This is a genomic window from Actinophytocola xanthii (assembly GCF_001921205.1).
Classification (GTDB): domain Bacteria; phylum Actinomycetota; class Actinomycetes; order Mycobacteriales; family Pseudonocardiaceae; genus Actinophytocola; species Actinophytocola xanthii.
This window is the reverse complement of sequence record NZ_MSIE01000050.1, coordinates 11,186-27,360: the sequence shown is the minus strand read 5'-3', so window position 1 is coordinate 27,360 and position 16,175 is coordinate 11,186. Positions and strand designations below refer to the sequence as shown.

13 protein-coding genes are annotated in these 16,175 nt (G+C 72.5%); 12 read left to right on the top strand and 1 reads right to left on the bottom strand.

All coding sequences use genetic code 11. The features are described from left to right. The first annotated feature begins 2 nt into the window (after positions 1-2). The 9 genes from BU204_RS25715 to BU204_RS25675 are packed head-to-tail and all read left to right on the top strand — an operon-like array spanning position 3 to position 11,750. Positions 3-980: a phosphotransferase gene (locus tag BU204_RS25715; RefSeq protein WP_075128328.1), complete on the top strand. Its 978-nt coding sequence runs from the start codon at positions 3-5 to the stop codon at positions 978-980. 28 nt (positions 981-1,008) lie between these two features. After that, positions 1,009-2,124: a scyllo-inosamine-4-phosphate amidinotransferase gene (locus tag BU204_RS25710; RefSeq protein WP_075128327.1), complete on the top strand. Its 1,116-nt coding sequence runs from the start codon at positions 1,009-1,011 to the stop codon at positions 2,122-2,124. A gap of 42 nt (positions 2,125-2,166) precedes the next feature. After that, positions 2,167-3,486 carry a glutamate synthase-related protein gene (locus tag BU204_RS25705; protein ID WP_075128326.1) on the top strand — a complete coding sequence of 440 codons (1,320 nt, stop codon included), beginning with the start codon at positions 2,167-2,169 and terminating at the stop codon, positions 3,484-3,486. After that, the gene (locus tag BU204_RS25700) at positions 3,483-5,027 is read left to right on the top strand and encodes a PLP-dependent aminotransferase family protein (protein WP_075128325.1); all 1,545 of its coding nucleotides are present in this window, start codon (positions 3,483-3,485) and stop codon (positions 5,025-5,027) included. Before BU204_RS25705 ends, BU204_RS25700 begins: the two co-directional genes overlap by 4 nt. After that, a complete protein-coding gene (locus BU204_RS25695; protein ID WP_075128324.1) occupies positions 5,024-6,970 on the top strand; it encodes an FAD/NAD(P)-binding protein in 1,947 nt (648 codons plus the stop codon). The genes BU204_RS25700 and BU204_RS25695 overlap by 4 nt, the downstream gene beginning before the upstream one ends. Then, a complete protein-coding gene (locus BU204_RS25690) occupies positions 6,967-9,045 on the top strand; it encodes an AMP-binding protein (RefSeq protein ID WP_075128323.1) in 2,079 nt (692 codons plus the stop codon). The genes BU204_RS25695 and BU204_RS25690 overlap by 4 nt, the downstream gene beginning before the upstream one ends. Positions 9,046-9,049: 4 nt before the next feature. Then, positions 9,050-9,445 carry a tautomerase family protein gene (locus BU204_RS25685; RefSeq protein ID WP_075128322.1) on the top strand — a complete coding sequence of 132 codons (396 nt, stop codon included), beginning with the start codon at positions 9,050-9,052 and terminating at the stop codon, positions 9,443-9,445. Then, entirely contained in the window at positions 9,442-10,539 is a 1,098-nt protein-coding gene (locus BU204_RS25680) for an amidohydrolase family protein (protein WP_075128321.1), read from the top strand. The genes BU204_RS25685 and BU204_RS25680 overlap by 4 nt, the downstream gene beginning before the upstream one ends. After that, positions 10,536-11,750 (top strand): ATP-grasp domain-containing protein, encoded by a 1,215-nt coding sequence (locus BU204_RS25675; RefSeq protein ID WP_075128320.1) that lies wholly within the window; start codon positions 10,536-10,538, stop codon positions 11,748-11,750. Before BU204_RS25680 ends, BU204_RS25675 begins: the two co-directional genes overlap by 4 nt. Here the strand turns inward: BU204_RS25675 and BU204_RS25670 are convergent. After that, a complete protein-coding gene (locus BU204_RS25670; RefSeq protein WP_143229737.1) occupies positions 11,747-13,105 on the bottom strand; it encodes a hypothetical protein in 1,359 nt (452 codons plus the stop codon). The genes BU204_RS25675 and BU204_RS25670 overlap by 4 nt on opposite strands. 46 nt (positions 13,106-13,151) lie before the next feature. Between BU204_RS25670 and BU204_RS25665 the strand changes: the two genes are divergently transcribed. Genes BU204_RS25665 through BU204_RS25655 form a run of 3 tightly spaced genes read left to right on the top strand, consistent with a single transcriptional unit; the run spans position 13,152 to position 16,106 of the window. After that, on the top strand, positions 13,152-14,378 hold the full coding sequence (locus BU204_RS25665) for a cytochrome P450 (RefSeq protein ID WP_143229736.1): 1,227 nt from the start codon (positions 13,152-13,154) through the stop codon (positions 14,376-14,378). Next, entirely contained in the window at positions 14,372-14,851 is a 480-nt protein-coding gene (locus BU204_RS25660) for a cobalamin-dependent protein (protein WP_075128317.1), read from the top strand. The genes BU204_RS25665 and BU204_RS25660 overlap by 7 nt, the downstream gene beginning before the upstream one ends. Then, a complete protein-coding gene (locus tag BU204_RS25655; protein WP_075128316.1) occupies positions 14,838-16,106 on the top strand; it encodes a methylaspartate mutase in 1,269 nt (422 codons plus the stop codon). The genes BU204_RS25660 and BU204_RS25655 overlap by 14 nt, the downstream gene beginning before the upstream one ends. Positions 16,107-16,175: the final 69 nt, after the last annotated feature.

The following is a 16,175-nucleotide window of genomic DNA, read 5'->3' as shown; positions in this document are numbered from 1 at the left end:
CGATGCTGATCGACAACCCGCCCAACCCGCTGCTGCGCATCCACCACCCGGAGCAGGTCGACCTGCTCCTCGCGTGGACAGCGCAGGTGTGCGGGCTCGGTGCCGTGCACGGCCACACCGTGTGCGAGAGCGGGTACGACGACTGCAACCTCACGGTGGTGACCGAGCGCGGCCGGTTCCTGGTGAAGGTGTTCACCACCGCCCGTCCCGCGCACCTCACCCGGCGCTACGTCGACGTCCTGGAATGCGTGCTGCGTGCCGGTGTCTCGCACCCGGCCCTGCACGGCCCCCCGGGCGGGCACCTGCTGCACCACCCGGCGTCGGGCAACCAGCTGGTGGTGATGGACCACCTCGACCACGGCGACTTCCTCGAACGCGGCGAGCACCCCAACGACGCGCAGCTCGACGACCTGATGCGTCAGGTGTGCCGGGTGCACGCGGTCGAGCGGGAGTTCCCCGCCGTCCACGACTGGTGGGCGACCCCGAACATCGCCGCGCTCGCCCGGGACGTGCTCCCGCTGCTGGACGACGACGACCGGGGGAGGGTGAGCGGCGCCGTCGAGCTCTTCGCCCGCCTCGACCTCGCCACCCTGCCCCACGCCCTGGTGCACGGCGACCTCACCAAGGCCAACGTCATCCCGACCTCGGACCACACCGTGGCGGTCATCGACTTCGCCGTCGCCAACCGGTACCCCCGGGTCCACGAACTCGCCATGATCGCGGTGAACCTGATGCACGGCGACCCGCGCGGATACGACGCGCGGCTCGCGGAGCTGGTCCGCCGTTACGCGGTGGCCGACCCGCTCAGCCCGCGCGAGCTGGACGCACTCCCGGTCTACGTGTACGCCACGGCGGCAATGGAGCTGCTCGGCTCCGTGCGCGAGTCCGTGCGGAAGGGCAACCGCAGCGCCGAGAACGACTACCTGATCCAGCTGGGGCGGACCGCGGTGGACGCCGCGGCCCGCCTCGTCGACCGATGACAGCCAACACCTGCCAGGGGAGAACGACATGACATCAGAGCTCGCCACCCACAGCGGTACCGAGGCGGCGCCGGCCGACGCTCGTTCCCCGGTCAACTCCTGGGACGAGTTCACCACGCTCCGCGAGGTCATCGTCGGGGACGCGACCGGCGCGCGGGTGCCGAGCATGACCGACCCCTCCGCCTGGCTCGCGTGCTACCCGACGCTCACCCCGGCCGAGATCAAGGGCGTGCACCAGGGCCAGTTCCCCGCGCAGGTGATTGAGGAGTCCAATGAGGACCTCGAGGAGCTGGCGCTCACCCTGCGCGAGCTCGGGGTGGTCACCCACCGCCCACCCTCGGTCGACCACTCCCGCGACTTCCGCTCGCCGCACTGGACCGGTGAGGGGTACATCTCCTACTGCCCCAGGGACATCACGCTGATCCTCGGCTCGACGATCATCGAGGTACCGAGCCCGATGCGGTCTCGCTACTTCGAGATCTTCAACCTCCGGCCGCTGTTCCAGCGGTACCTGGACCAGGGGGCGACGTGGATCTCGGCGCCGCGGCCGCAGCTGCGCGACGAGCTGTTCGAACAGGACGAACAGGGGCGTCCGCTGCTGGGCGAGGCGGAGCCGGTGTTCGACGCGGCCAACGTGCTGCGGCTGGGCAGGGACCTGTTCTACCAGGTCTCCCGCAGCGGCAACGAGGCCGGCATGCGGTGGCTGGCGTCGGTGCTGCGCCTGCTGGGGTCGGACCTGCGCCTGCACCCGCTGCGCGACGTCTACGGCTACACCCACATCGACAGCACGATCGCGATCCTGCGCCCCGGTCTGGTCCTGCTGAACCCGGCCCGCATCCAGCCGGACACCGTGCCCGCGCCGTTCGACACCTGGGACAAGATCTGGTGCCCGGAGATCACCCAGCACCCCACCGCCCTACCGCACACCCTGAGCGAGCCCTGGATCAGCATGAACCTGCTCATGGTCGACCCGAAAACGGCGATCGTGGACGCGGACCAGCCGGACCTGCTCCGGGCGCTGGAGAAGGCCGGTATCACGGTTGTCCCGCGCCGCCTGCGCCACGCGCGGGTGCTGGGCGGCGGGTTCCACTGCGTGACGCTCGACATCTCCCGCGACGGGGCCTGTGAGAACTACCTGGCCTGACTGAGCGTCCCGGTGCGAGCCGCGCCGGCGGAAAGGACGACCATGCTCATACGGGAGAGTGCGGACGAGACGCTGCCAGCGGTCGGGTCTCCGTTCCCCCTCGCCGACATCGACTACATCGTCCAGGCCGCGCACGGCCGGATGCCGATGGTCCAGTTCGGTACCACCCGACCGGACCCGGATCCCGTGTTTCCCTACCAGCTCCTGCACGAGAACCTGCCGCCGGACGACACGTTCGACGACCCGGTCGACTACCGGGTCGTCTTCGGCGACGCCGAGCGGGATGTTCGCCCGTTCGTCCTGCGGCACCTGGTCAACGTCTCGGCGATGAGCCTGGGCGGCATCAACCACAAGCTGGTGTCGGCCATCGGATCGGGTCTGCGCGGGCTCGGGCTGGTCAACACGGGCGAGGGTGGGCCGGACGTCCACCTCGCCACCGGCGCGGACTCCGTGCTGCAGGTCGGCACCGCCAAGTTCGGGCTGGGCACGCCGATCCTTGCGGGTGGCAGGACCTACGCGCGGCTCGACCTCGACCGGCTCGCCGAGCTCGTGCGGGGCAACGACACCATCAGGCTGATCGAGTTGAAGCTCTCGCAGGGGGCCAAGCCGGGGACGGTGAGCCTGCCGGGGACACGCGTGCCCCCGCTCGTCGCCCAGGTGCGCGGCGTGCGTGCGGGCGAGGACGCGGTGTCACCACCCCAGCACTACGAACTGCTGGCGCCGACCAGGGAGGAGAAGTACGACAGGCTGTGCGCCTGGATCGACGCCGTGCGCCGGGTGAGCCACCTGCCGGTCGGCATCAAGCTGTGCGTCGGGCGCCCCCAGGAGCTCACCGCGATGGTGGACCGGTTCGCCCGCACGGGCAGTGCCCCGGACTTCATCACGGTCGACAGCGCGTGGGGCGGCACGTCCAGTGCCAACGCGTGCATCGCCAACTACGTCGGCTACGGCGACGTCCACGACAGCGTCCGCCTCGTCGACCACGTCCTGCGGGCGGCGGGGCTGCGCGACCGGGTGGTGGTGTGCGCGTCCGGCTCGCTGCACGTGCCGGCCCACGCGGTGTCGGCGTTCGCCCACGGCGCCGACGCGGTGTTCGTCGCACGCGGGTTCCTCTACGCCGCCGCCGCCGTCAACGACGTGGCCGTGCGGCTCGGGGTCTCGCCGTTCGAGCTGACCCACCACGACGAGGAGACGCTGGCGACCATCGACGTGGCGCGGACCGCGGTCGGCGTGCGTGCCTACGCGGAGCGGTTCGACCAGGACGTCCGGCTGCTGACCTGGCTGCTCGGCCGGCGCTCGCCGCGCGAGCTGGACCTGTCCTGCCTGCGCCGGCACGACGAGCGGGAAGCGGGCCGGGCATGAGGTCGGACTACTACACCGAGCAGCTCGACGGGCTGGGCGAGGAGCTGGGCCGCCTGCACCGCTGGGTCCTGGACGCCTGGCGCGGTTACCGCGGCCTGTGCGAGCGCACCGGCATGCGGACCAACCCGCTCGTCGTCCCGGCGACAGAGGCCCGCATCGCCGCCCTGGGCGAGGAGATCCACGAGTTCCGCGCCTCGACGGGCGCCGTCGGCTGGCAGGACTACCTGGACCGCTGCGAGGTCTTCCGGGTGCTCGTCCGCGAGCTGGCCAACCTCGCGACGACCCACGACTGGCAGTCGCCCGCCTACGAGAGCAGCACCCGGCCGCACGTGTTCCACACCGGGGACCACGGCTACCGGGGACTGCTCGGCTACCGGCGGGTGCACCACCCGATCCTGACCGAGCTCGAGCTCCGGTACCGGACGGAGCTCGGCTACACCGGCGACGACCTGGCCTGCTACCTCACGAGCTCCGGGATGGGCGCCTTCACCGTGGTGGAGAACTGGCTCGTGCGCGACCGGCTCGACGACGGCGATCTCGTCGCCTACATGGCGCGGACCTACTTCGAGTCGCGGGACCAGCTGGCGAAGCTCAAGGGCGTGGCCACCCGTGCCGTGGACGTCACGTGCGCGGCGGACGTCGTCGACTTCGTCCGAGCGGCGGGGCCCGCCGTCTTCGTCGTCGAGCCGGTCAACAACGAGGACCTGACCCGGCTCGTGCCCCTCGACGAGATCGTGCGCGGTCTCGGGCGGTTGCGCCTGGACCGGGACACCTACCTCGTCGTGGACACCTCGATGTCGGCGGGTGGGGAGGGCAGGCTGTTCGACATCGAGGAGCTCCGCCGCAACCCGCGCCTGCACCTCGTGCAGATCGAGAGCCTGCTGAAGTACCGCCAGCAGGGGCTGGACCGGGTGAACGCCGGGGTCGTGCTGGTCGAGAGCCGGTTCGCACGGGAGGTCTTCGTCCAGCGGGAGCGCTGCGGCGCGTTCCTGCCGGACCTGCAGTCCTTCGAGATGCTCGCCCACGGCGGGAGCGGGCACGACCGCCGGATGCGCCGGATCAAGCACAACGGCGAGGTGTTCTGCGCGGAGCTGCGGGACGCGCTGCCCCCGGAGCTGCGCGAGGACGTCTCGCTCACGACACCGATCGCCGCCACGCACCAGGACCACGAGGTGTACCGGCGGTCGTACCGGTATCTCGGCGGCGTCGTCCCGCTGAGCTTCGGGCGCGAGGTCGGGATGGACGTGCTGCTGCGGGTGATCGCGACGACGCTCGAGCTGTGCGCGCGCGAGGGCACCGTCCTGCACCACAGCACCAGTTTCGGGTTCAACTCCACTCACATCGGTGTCGCCGCCACCGGCGGTGCCCGGCTCACCAACCCGTTCCTGAGGGTGAGCGTGGGCGAGGACCCCGAGTCCTGTGTCCGACGGATCGCCCGCCACCTCGCCGCGGCCCTGACCGAGCACCTGGTGCCCGCGGCGGTGGAGCTCACCGCGGATCTCACCGTGACCGGTCCGGCGGCCGAGGTGACCGGACGATGATCGACGAGGGGCCCGCACCGGAGGAGGTCGGGGCGCGCGGCGACGCCGACCCGTACCGGGTGGCGGTCGTGGGCAGCGGACCGCGGGGGATCGCGGTCCTGGAGCGGCTCGCCGCGCGGTTGGCGGCGCGGCCACCCGCCCGACCGGTCGAGCTCCACGTCCTCGACGCCGTCGAGGTCGGCTGCGGCCGGATCTGGCGCACCGACCAGCCGTCCTGGTTCATGATGAACACGGTGGCCGGCGAGGTCACCATGTTCTCCGGGCCGGCGGACGGCCGGCGGGCGCGGCCGGGCCACGGACCGACGCTGGCGCAGTGGTGGGCGAGCGTGGACCCCGACTGCCCGGGCCCCGACGGGTACGCGCCCCGGGCCCTCTACGGCCGCTACCTGAGGTTCGTCCTCGACACCGTGGAGGCGGGCCTGCCGGCGTCGGTGGCGTTGCACCGGCTGCGCACCGAGGTGGTGGACCTGGTCCCGGACCACGACGGGTACCTGCTCGCGACGGCGGGCGGCACCCGGGTGCGGGCCGACCGGGTGCTGCTGGCCACCGGCCACCCGAGGCCCCGCCTGGACACCGAGCAACAACGCCTGGCCGATTTCGCCGCGACCAGACCGGGGCTGCGCTACCTCCGCGGGGACTCGGCGTCGGACATGCCGCTGGGGGAGATCCAGCCGGGGGAGACGGTCGGCGTCGTCGGTCTCGGGCTCTCGTTCTACGACGTGATGGTGGCGCTCACGATCGGGCGCGGGGGGCGGTTCGAGCCGGCGGGCGAGGGCAGGCTGCGGTTCGTGCCGAGCGGGGAGGAGCCCGTGCTCGTGGCCGGCTCGCGCGCTGGCGTGCCCATCCTGGCGCGCGGCCGCAACCAGAAGACGGCGACGCACACGTACACGCCGAGGGTGTTCACCACCGACCGGGTCCGTGAGTTGCGCCGGGCGGGCCGGATCGACCTGCGGGCGGACCTGATCGGGCTCCTGGAGACGGAGATGCGGCTGGTGTACTACGCCACCGCGCTGCGCCTGCGGTTCGGAGCCGAGGTCGCCGAACGGTTCACCGAGCAGGCGGTGGCCGCCGCCGGCGACGGGCCGGCACGGGACACGACGGCACGACTGGCGGCCGCGTTCGGCGTCGACGACCTGCCCGAGCTCGACCTCCACGAGTGGAGCCGACCGCTCGAGGGCCGCTGGTTCGCCGACCCCGAGCTGTTCCACGCCGAGCTGCTGGACCTCATCGACGCCGACCTCCGCGACGCCGAGGCGGGGACCGTCGACGGCCCGCGCAAGGCGGCCTGCGACGTGCTCCGCGACACCCGGCAGGTCCTGCGCGAGGCGGTGGACTTCGCCGGGCTGACCCCCGCCTCGCACCGGTTCGACCTGGTGGAGTGGTTCACCCCGCTCGCCTCGTTCCTCGCCGCCGGACCGCCGCTGGTGCGGCTGCGCCAGGTCAGGGCGCTGATCGAGTGCGGCGTGCTGCGCGTCCTCGGACCGTCGGTCCGCTTCGGCACCGACCCGGCGGCCGGCCGGTTCGCGGCCTGGTCGCCCAGGGTCGGCGGCAGCAGGGTCCTGCTCGACGGCGTGCTCGACGCCCGGATCCCCCAGCAGTGCCTGTGGCGCGACACCGCCGAGCTGACGCGGCGGCTGCACGCGAGGGGTCTGCTGACGAGCTTCGTGAACACCGACGGCGGCACGGCCTTCGACACCGGCGGCGCCGCGGTCACCCAGGCGCCGTACCACCCCGTCGGGACCGACGGACAGGCCGACCCGGGGATCTACGTACTGGGCATCCCCACCGAGCACACGCGCTGGTTCACCCAGGTCGGCAGCGGAAGACCGGGACGGTGGACCGCGTTCACCAGGGATGCCGACGCGATCGCGGAGGACGTCCTGTCCGGTGTGGCGTCCGGCACGCGGCACCAGACCCCGGCCGGCGCCGGTGAGGCCCGATGAGCGGTGGAGGCGGCCGCACCCCCGCGCACGAGGAGTTCCGAGCGGCCCGGGACCTGCTCATCGAGCTGCGGGAGGACCACGACCGGGCCTGCGAGCTGTTCCGGTGGCCTCGCCCACGGTACTTCAACTGGGCGCTCGACTGGTTCGACGTCGTGGCCGACGGCAACGACGCGCCGGCGTTGGTGCTGCTGGACGCGGCCGGCGGGGAGACCGAGGTGAGCTTCGCGGCCCTGGCGCGGCGTTCGGACGCGGTCGCGCACTGGTTCGGCGAGCTCGGGGTCCGCCGCGGGGAACGGATGTTGGTGGCACTCGACCAGCGGTCGCAGCTGTGGGTGACGCTGCTCGCCTGTCTCAAGGCCGGTGTCGTCGTGATACCCACCTACACCACGCTCACCGCCACGGAGGCCGCCGACCGGCTGGACCGTGGCGAGGTGTGCCACGTGGTGTGCGAGCCGCGGCTCGTCCCGCACTTCGCCGGCGGCGCCCACGTCCGCACGCGGACCACGCTGGGAGCGTCGCCGCCGGGCTGGCACGACCTGCTCGACGGGGAACGCGCGGGCGGCCGGTTCGTCCCCACCGAGCCCACTTCCGGCGACGCGGTCGCGTTCTGCTACTTCACCTCGGGGACCACCACGGCGCCCAAGCTCGTCGCGCACACCCACCTCAGCTACCCGGTCGGTCACCTCTCGGGCATGTACTGGGCCGGGCTGCTGCCCGGGGACCGGCACCTGAACGTCGCCGCCCCCGGCTGGGCGAAGCACTCGTGGAGCAGCCTGTTCGCGCCGTGGAACGCCGAGGCGACAGTGGTGGCGTTGCCCGCGCGGGAGGTGGCGGCGACCCGGCTGCCCGGCCTCCTGGACCGGCACCGGGTGACCACGTTCTGCGCGCCGCCGAGCGTGTGGCGGGCGATGCTCCCGGCGGTGCCCGCGCACCGCCCCGGGCTGCGCGAGGCGCTGAGCGCGGGTGAGCCGCTGGACGCGCACACCGCGGCGGTCGTGCGTCGCGCCTGGGGGGTTCGGGTCCGCGACGGGTACGGGCAGACGGAGACGACCGGCCTCGTCGGCACCACCCCCGGCCTGCCGTCCCGCCCGGGCTGGCTCGGCAAGGCGCTGCCGGGGTACCGGATCTCGCTGCGCGACCCCGGCAGCGGCGAGCGTGGCGACGAGGGCGAGGTGGGGGTCGACCTCGACCCGGCGCCGGTCGGCGTGATGCACGGCTACCTGGGCTCCGACGCGCCGTCGGCGGGACCGGACGGGTGGTACGGAACCGGCGACCTCGGCGAGCGAAGCGCGGACGGGTGGCTGCGGATCCACGGTCGGCGTGACGAGGTGTTCAAGTCGTTCGACCACCGGATCTCGCCCTACGAGCTGGAAGCGGTGCTGCGCGGTCATCCCGCGGTGGCCGACGCGGCCGTCGTGCCCCGCCCGCATCCCGTCGGCGGCGCGGTCCCACACGCCGTCGTCGAGCCGGTCGAGCCCGAGGCCGGCGGGCCCGAGCTGGAGCGCGAGCTCCTCGACCACGTCGCGGCCCGGGTCGCCGGAGAGCTGCGGGTCCGGTCGGTCGACCTCCGCCGGCGCCTGCCGCGTACCGCCTCCGGCAAGGTCCGCCGGGCGGACCTCCGGGCGGAGATCGTCGCCGGGACCAGCGCGGGACCCAGTACCGAAACCCGATCGTTCGAGCGACCGAGGAGAAGCCAGATGGACGTTCAGCAGCGCAGTGTCGCGGTGTGGAAGGACCTGTTGACGGGCGCGGGCCGGGACGCCGTGCCCTGGCAGCGGTGGGTCGAGCCGGGACGGGCCGGCGTGGACATCCACCGCCTCTACCGGGTGGAGCAGACCGAGGCCACCGCCTTCCTCGTGCGGTTCGGCCCGGGAGCCCACGGGGACCTGCACGAACATCTCGACTACGAGCTGATGTTCGTGCTCGACGGCGAGCTGTGCAACGACAACGGCGACCGCTACGGGGTCGGCGACCTGGTCGTGGAGGAACCCCACAGCGTGCACCGGGTCAGCTCCGAGCACGGCTGCACGCTGTTGGTGGTGCGCGAGGCCGCCACCCGTCCGGTCGCCGGGTGACCCCGTGCCCCTAGTTCAGATCCACGCGCTGCGGCGGCCCGGGCGTGACCTCACCGCCCTGGGGGACGCCGTGCACCAGGCCATGACGGAGACGATCGACGTGCCGGCCGACGACCTGTTCCAGGTGCTGCACCAACACGATCCGGGACACCTGCGCTACCACCCCGGCTACCTCGGGATCGAGCGGGACGACGACGTCGTGTTCGTGGCCATCACGATGCGGGCGGGTCGGACGGTGGAGCAGAAGCGCGCGCTGTACCGGCGGATCACCGAGCTGGCCGCCGAGCGCGCCGGGATCGAGCCGCGCAACGTGCTGGTCACGATCACCGAGAACCAGCTCTGCGACTGGTCCTTCGGCGACGGCGTCGCCCAGCTCGTGGCGGGGGAGCGGCAGCCGTGACCCCGACCTACGACTCCGTCCTGGTCAACGGACGCGTGATCGACCCGCATGCGGACACGGTCGTCCCCGGTGACGTGGCGATCCTGGCGGGGCGGATCGCGGCGGTCGGCACCGACATCGACCCGGGAGGCGCGCGAGTGGTCGACGCGCGCGGGGCGTACGTGTCGCCGGGGTTCACCGACATCCACGGCCACTACTTCGCCCACGGCTTCCCGATCGCGATCGAGCCGGACCGGGTCGGCGTCGACGTCGGCGTCACCACCGTCGTGGACGCGGGCTCCACCGGCTGGGCGAACTTCCCGGCGTTCCGCGAGCTGGAGATGAGACGGTCCAGGACGAGGGTGCTGGCGTTCCTGCACATCTGCGGAATCGGGTTGCAGCCGCTGGCCGCGGGCGTGGGCGAACTGTCCGACCTGCGCTACGCGGACGTCGAGCGCACGGTGAAGTGCGCCGAGGAGCATCCGGGCGAGATCGTCGGGATCAAGGTGCGGCTGACCTCGAGCGTCCCGGCTCCGCCACTGGAGATCCTGCGCCGAGCGATCGAGGCGGCCGCCGCGACCGGGCTGCCGGTGATGGCACACATCACCGACCCTCCCGCGCCGATGCCCGACGTGTACGACCTGCTCCGCCCCGGCGACGTGGTGACGCACGCCTTCCACGGCGGGCCGGCGGGCATCCTCACCGCCGCCGGGCGCCTCCACCCCTGGGTGGCGGACGCGCGGGACCGGGGCGTGCTGTTCGACGTGGGCCACGCCGGCACCCTGTTCAGCACCGACGTGGCGCGGCGTGCCGCCGACGCCGGGCTCTGGCCGGACACCATCAGCACCGACGCCTACCGCCCGGACGACGGCGCGGTCGTCCCGGACCTGCCCGGCCTGGTGTCGGAGTTCCTCGCGCTGGGGATGCCGCTGGGCCGGGCCGTGGCAGCGGTGACCACGACCTGTGCGCGGATCCTCGGCAGACCGTGGTGGCAGGAGCCGTGGGCGGTGGGCACCCCGGCCGACATCACGGTGTTCGAGCTGGTGGACGGCCGCGTCCAGGTGACCGAGGTGCTGCGCGGCGGCGCGCGGCACACCCCGAAGGAGAAGATGTGAGCTCTACCGAGGGCCGGACGGTTCTCGTCATCGGCATCGTCGAGAACCGCGAGTTCGCGATCCGCACCCTGCTGCGTGCCGGGGTGCGGCTGTTGCTCGTGGACTTCGTCGACGCGCCGCACCTGCGCCTCGCCGACCGGTACCGGGGTGTCGGGGACCTGTTCGACGAGCGGCAGGTGCGCTCGGCGGTCGCCGACGTGCTCGGCGCGGACCGGCCGGACGCGGTGATGACGTTCTTCGACGAGTGCATGGTCCTGACCGCCACCCTCGCGGCCGAGTTCGGCATCCCGTTCATGTCCGCGGACGCGGCCCGGGCCGCGACCGTCAAGAGCGTCCAGCGGACCGTGCTGGCCGAGGCAGGGGTTCCCCAGCCGAGGTTCCGGATCTGCCACGAGCTGGACGAGGTGCGCGCGGCCGTCGAGGAGCTTGGTTTCCCGGTGTGCGTCAAACCGGTCGACCAGGCGGGCAGTATCGGGGTCGGCCTGGCCGGGTCCGCCGAGGAGCTGGGCGAGATCACGCGGCGGGCGTGGCACAGCCGGCTGCGTGCGAACGCGCCGCTGCTGGTGGAGGAGCAGGTCCGCGGCCAGGAGATCAGCGTCGAGGCGCTGACCTGTGACGGCGAGACGACCGTGCTCTGCCAGGTCCGCAAGGAGGTTGTGGCGGGCGAGTCCCCGATCGTGAACGGTCACGCGCTGCCCTACCAGCACGCCCACGCCGAGGCGGCGGAGGCGGCGGTGCGCACCGGGCTCGCGGCGCTCGGCGTCGACCGGTGCTTCTCGAACACCGAGCTGATCATCACCGAGAGCGGCCCGAAGGTGGTGGAGATCAACGCCAGGACGCCGGGCGACGTGATCATGGACATGATCTGGCACTGCTCCGGGTTCAACCCCTACCTGGCGGCACTGGACATGGCGCTGGGTGCCACCCCGTCGGTGAGTCTCGAATGGACACACCACGAGGCGATGCGTTTCCTCTGCGGCAAGGAGGGCACGCTCACCGGTCTGCGCGGGATCGAACAGGCCGCCGCCGTCGACGGAGCTGTCGAGGTGCGCCTGGCCGCGACCGTCGGCACTCGCCTGCGGGAGCCGCGCGACAACATGGACCATGTCGCGTTCGTGGTCGCCCGCGCTCCCGCGCTGTCCGACGCCCTCGCCCGGGTGACGGAGATGACGAACCACCTGGCGGTGGCGACCACCGACGGGAGCCACTAGTGCGGCGCGTAGACGCCGCCGAAGAGCGCCCCGTTCACCATCGCCACGAGCCGCGCCGCCTGCCCCGGGAGGGCGCGCGTCCACGCGCCGGTCGCCCTTCCCTCGGTCACGAAGAAGCTGGGATGGATCTGGCACCCGCCGAACGTGAGCTCCTCGTCGCGCAGGAGCGGCAGGGTCACCGGGTCGCTACGGACGAACCGCTGGGCGACCCAGGCGTCGTCGGAGCCGGTCGCGGCCCTCGCCGCGTCGCGGAACGTCCCCTCGTCCACACCGGCGCCGAGGGTGACCCCGCCACCGGAGCTGCCGATGGACGGTTTGACCACCCAGTCGGCCGCGGTGGCGTCCCGCAGGACCTGCGGGTCGCCGGCGCCGGAGAAGCCCGCGCGGTCCGGCCGGTGCAGCAGAACGGTCTCCGGGACGACGTCGAGGACCAGGTGGGCGTCCTCGGCGGACAGCAGACCTCGTACCGCCGCGTCGCGGAGCACCGCCAGCATTCCCTTGCACCCCAGCAGCTCCTCGCGGAAGCCCGAGATGAGGGCGGTCGTGCCGGCCGAGGCGGCCTGGAGCACCGGCAGGGCGAGCTCGGGTTCGGTCAGCATGTCCTCGAGGATGAACTGGCGGTGGACGGCGTCGATGTGGAGCTCACCCGAGAACAGATGTCCATTCCGGACCGAGAGCGTGCCCTGGTGGCAGATGACCGCGTCGAACCCGTTGGCCGCGTAGTGCTCCACGAGCCTGCGGTAAGCCAGGTGGTAGATCGGCTCGAACTCCGGACTGTCCACGATCGCGATCACCGGCCGGGCCGCGGCGACACCCAGCCGCTCGCAGGCTCGGCGGGTCGCCTCCGCCAGCGCGTCGATGGGCGACCCGGCGTCGAGCCCGTTCTCGGTCAGGAACGGTCCGACGAGCGGGTTCTTCGCCGCGAGGTCGTTGTACCCCCGAACGTCCAGGCCGCCCACCGGTCCGCCGATGTTCACCTCGACCACCCGCCAGCCCTCCCGGGACCAGAGGAAGTCGCAGCGCGCCACCGTCACGTCCGCCGCGAGGGCCTCCCGGACGAACGGCCGCAGCACCGGGCCGATCCGCAGTACGTCGAGCAGCTCCGCCTCGTCGGCCACGTACGTGCCCAGTTCGGTGGTGAGCAGCGCGACGAGCCGCTCACTCGCGTGCCGGAGATAGGCGTTCTGCTCGCGATCGAGCAGAAGTGGTGCCGGCAGCGGGGTGAAGTACATGTCGTCGCGGGTCCGGACGGCCTTCGTCGCGTCCAGGGCCTCCCGCAGCGCGGCCAGCTCGGGCGCGGGACCCGGCGGACCGAGGTAGTCGTTGAACGCCGACTGCACAAGGAAACTCTCCACCGCGCTGCATCCGATCCGTTGTGCCGTAGGGAAGAGGGAGGAACGAGTGCACGCTACAACAGACACGATGGTGTTCAGCACCTATCGGGACGTACACCGTGGACTGGCCAGCCGAACGCTCACCAGGAGCATCGACCCCGCACGGTACGAGCGGGACAACGTCGTGGAGGGTGTCGTCCTGATGCTCGACGGCGCCCCGCACCGTGAGCGGCGCGCGCTGGAGAACGCCCTGTTCCGGCGGGACATCCTCACCTACTACGAACGCGAGCTGTTCCCGCGGATCATCGCGGCGACCCTCGATCCCATCGCCGGTACGGGTTCCACCGATCTGGTCCAGGCCGGGTCGCTGCTCGCGATCGTGCTCTCCGCCCGCACCGCGGGGGTGGACGTCGACGACGACTCCATCGAGGAGCGCGAGCAGCTGATCGAGCTCGCCACGGCGTTCACCAGAGCCGTCGCGCTCGACGTCGTCGTGACCGGCGAGGAGGAGATCCGGGCCGCGTCGGCCAGGGCGCTCCGGGAGTTCACCGACACCTTTCTGCGGCCCTCGTGGGAGCGAAGAGCACGGCTGCTCGACCGGGTGGCGGCCGGCGACCTGGCGGAGCACGACCTGCCGCGGGACCTGTTGACGACGCTGCTGCGCAACCAGGAGCGGTACGGCCTCGACGACGACCAGATCGCCCGGGAGACGGCGTTCTACCTCGAGGCCGGGGCGGACACCAATGCGCAGGCGCTGACCAACTCGATGGACTTCATCCTCGACCACATCGCGGCCGACCCGTCCTCGGCGGCCGGGCTGGCCGATGATCTGTTCCTCATCCAGCGTTTCGTCCACGAGGCGGTGCGGCTGCGCCCCACCGTGCCCCAGATCCGGCGCAGGGCGTCGGCCGACACGTCGGTATGCGGGCGACCGGTCGCCGCCGGGACCGTCGTCGAGCTGGACGCCGAGGCCGCCAACCGGGACGTGGCCGTGTTCGGGCCGGACGCCGGCGAGTTCAACCCGTGGCGCGAGGTGCCGGCCAAGGTGCCGAGGTACGCGCACGCCTTCGGCAGCGGCGCGCACGCGTGTATCGGCCGGACCCTCGCCGTCGGCCTGCCCGTGCCCGCCCCGGAGGAACGACCGGACGACCACCTGCACGGGGTGGTCCCGTTGATGGTGCAGGCACTGCTGCGCAGGGGGGTGCGACGGGACCCGGCCGCCACCCCCGTGCCGGACCGGTTCTCGACGCGGGAGACCAGGTGGTCGCGGTACCCGGTGGTGTTCTCATGCTGACTCCCTTGCACAACGGGTGGTTCCGGCAGCCGGAGGCCCGCCATGTCCTGCTCACCACCGTGGCCTCGGACGCCCACACCTGGAACCTGGTGTACCTGGAGCTGCTGCTGGTCGAGCTGGGCCGGGAGGTGACCAACCTCGGCCCCTGCGTTCCGGTGTCCACAGTGGTGGAAAGCTGCCGGCGGCGCCCGCCGGCACTCCTCGTGGTGAGCACCGTCAACGGCCACGGGGCGGCCGACGGCCTCGAGCTGGTCCGGTCCCTGTACCGCGACCCGGCCACCCGCGCGGTCCCGGCGGTCATCGGCGGAAAGCTGGGGATCGGCGGAGCGGCGGGGGAGTGCCGCCGCGACCTGCTCGCGGCGGGATACCGTGCTGTGTACGAGGACACCGACCCCGAGACGCCGTACGAGTTCCTGGCTCGGGCGCTGGACACGGCGGCCGGGCCGGCGGGGCACGTCCGTGACTCGGCCTAGCTTCGCCGGACGCGTCGAGCAGGCGCGGCGCTCCGGTGAGCTGATCGTGCAGCCGCGCATGGGGTTCAGCGATCCGGCGCTCATGCGCGCGGGTCTGCTGGCGACGAAGGCCGCGCGAGCCAACACGGTCGGCACGATCACGTTGGACAGCTACACGAGGGTCCGGGACTTCTCCTCCGCCGCGCGGGCGGTCGCCGCGGGCAGGCCGCTCAACGGGTATCCCATCATCGCCCACGGCGTTCCCACGACGAGGGCGATGCTCGACGGCGTACTCGACGCCGGGTTCCCGGTCCAGGTACGGCATGGCTCGGCCGAGGCGGAGGAGGTCGTCGCGGCGCTCGTCGCGTGTGGCCTCGATGCCACCGAAGGAGGGCCGGTCTCGTACTGCCTGCCCTACGGTCGGGTCCCGCTCAGGACGGCCGTCGACAGCTGGCGCCGGTCCTGCCGCGAGCTGGCGGACAGGTGTGCCAACCCGCACCTGGAGAGCTTCGGCGGCTGCATGATGGGACAGCTCTGCCCGCCGGGGCTGCTGGTCGCGTTGACCGTGCTGGAGGCGTTGTTCTTCCGGCAGAACGGGGTCCGCGACGTGTCGATGAGCCTGGCGCAACAGTCGAACACGCGGCAGGACCTGCTGGCCCTGGCCGCGCTGCGGCGGCTGGCCACCGAGCGGCTCGGGCCGCCCCCGGGCTGGCACCTGGTCGTGTACACGTACATGGGCCTGTTTCCGCGCACGGCAGCGGGGTCCCGAGCCGTCGTGCGTGACGCCGTCCACCTGGCGAGCCGGGCCGGCGCCACCCGGCTGATCGTCAAGTCCGCCGTGGAGGCGTCCAGGATTCCGTCCGCGGCCGAGAACGTGCAGGCTCTCGAGCACGCCGGGTCGGTGGTGCCGCCCCCCGCCGCGCCGGCCGACGGGGACAACGAGGTCTACCGGGAGGCGAGGTCGCTGCTGGAAGCGACGCTCGACCTGCACGATGACATCGGGGAGGCCCTGGTGGCGGCCTTCGCCGCCGGCATCCTGGACGTCCCGTACTGCGTCCACGACGACAACGCCGGTCGCGCCCGCAGCGGCGTCGCCCCCGACGGCACGATCTTCTGGTCCGACCTCGGTTCGCTGCCCCTGCGCGGAACGGCCGACGTGCGTCCCCGACACACCCCGACCAGCGCCGAACTGCTCGACGCGCTGTCGTTGGTCCGCACGCGCTACGACACGGCCGCGACCGGTCCCGAGGAGGCCGGTCTTTCTACAACTCCGTGATCGGCGCGGGCGCCGACACGATGTGCTCCCGCGATGTCGTTCCGCAGGTCGGTTGATACGTCATCAACT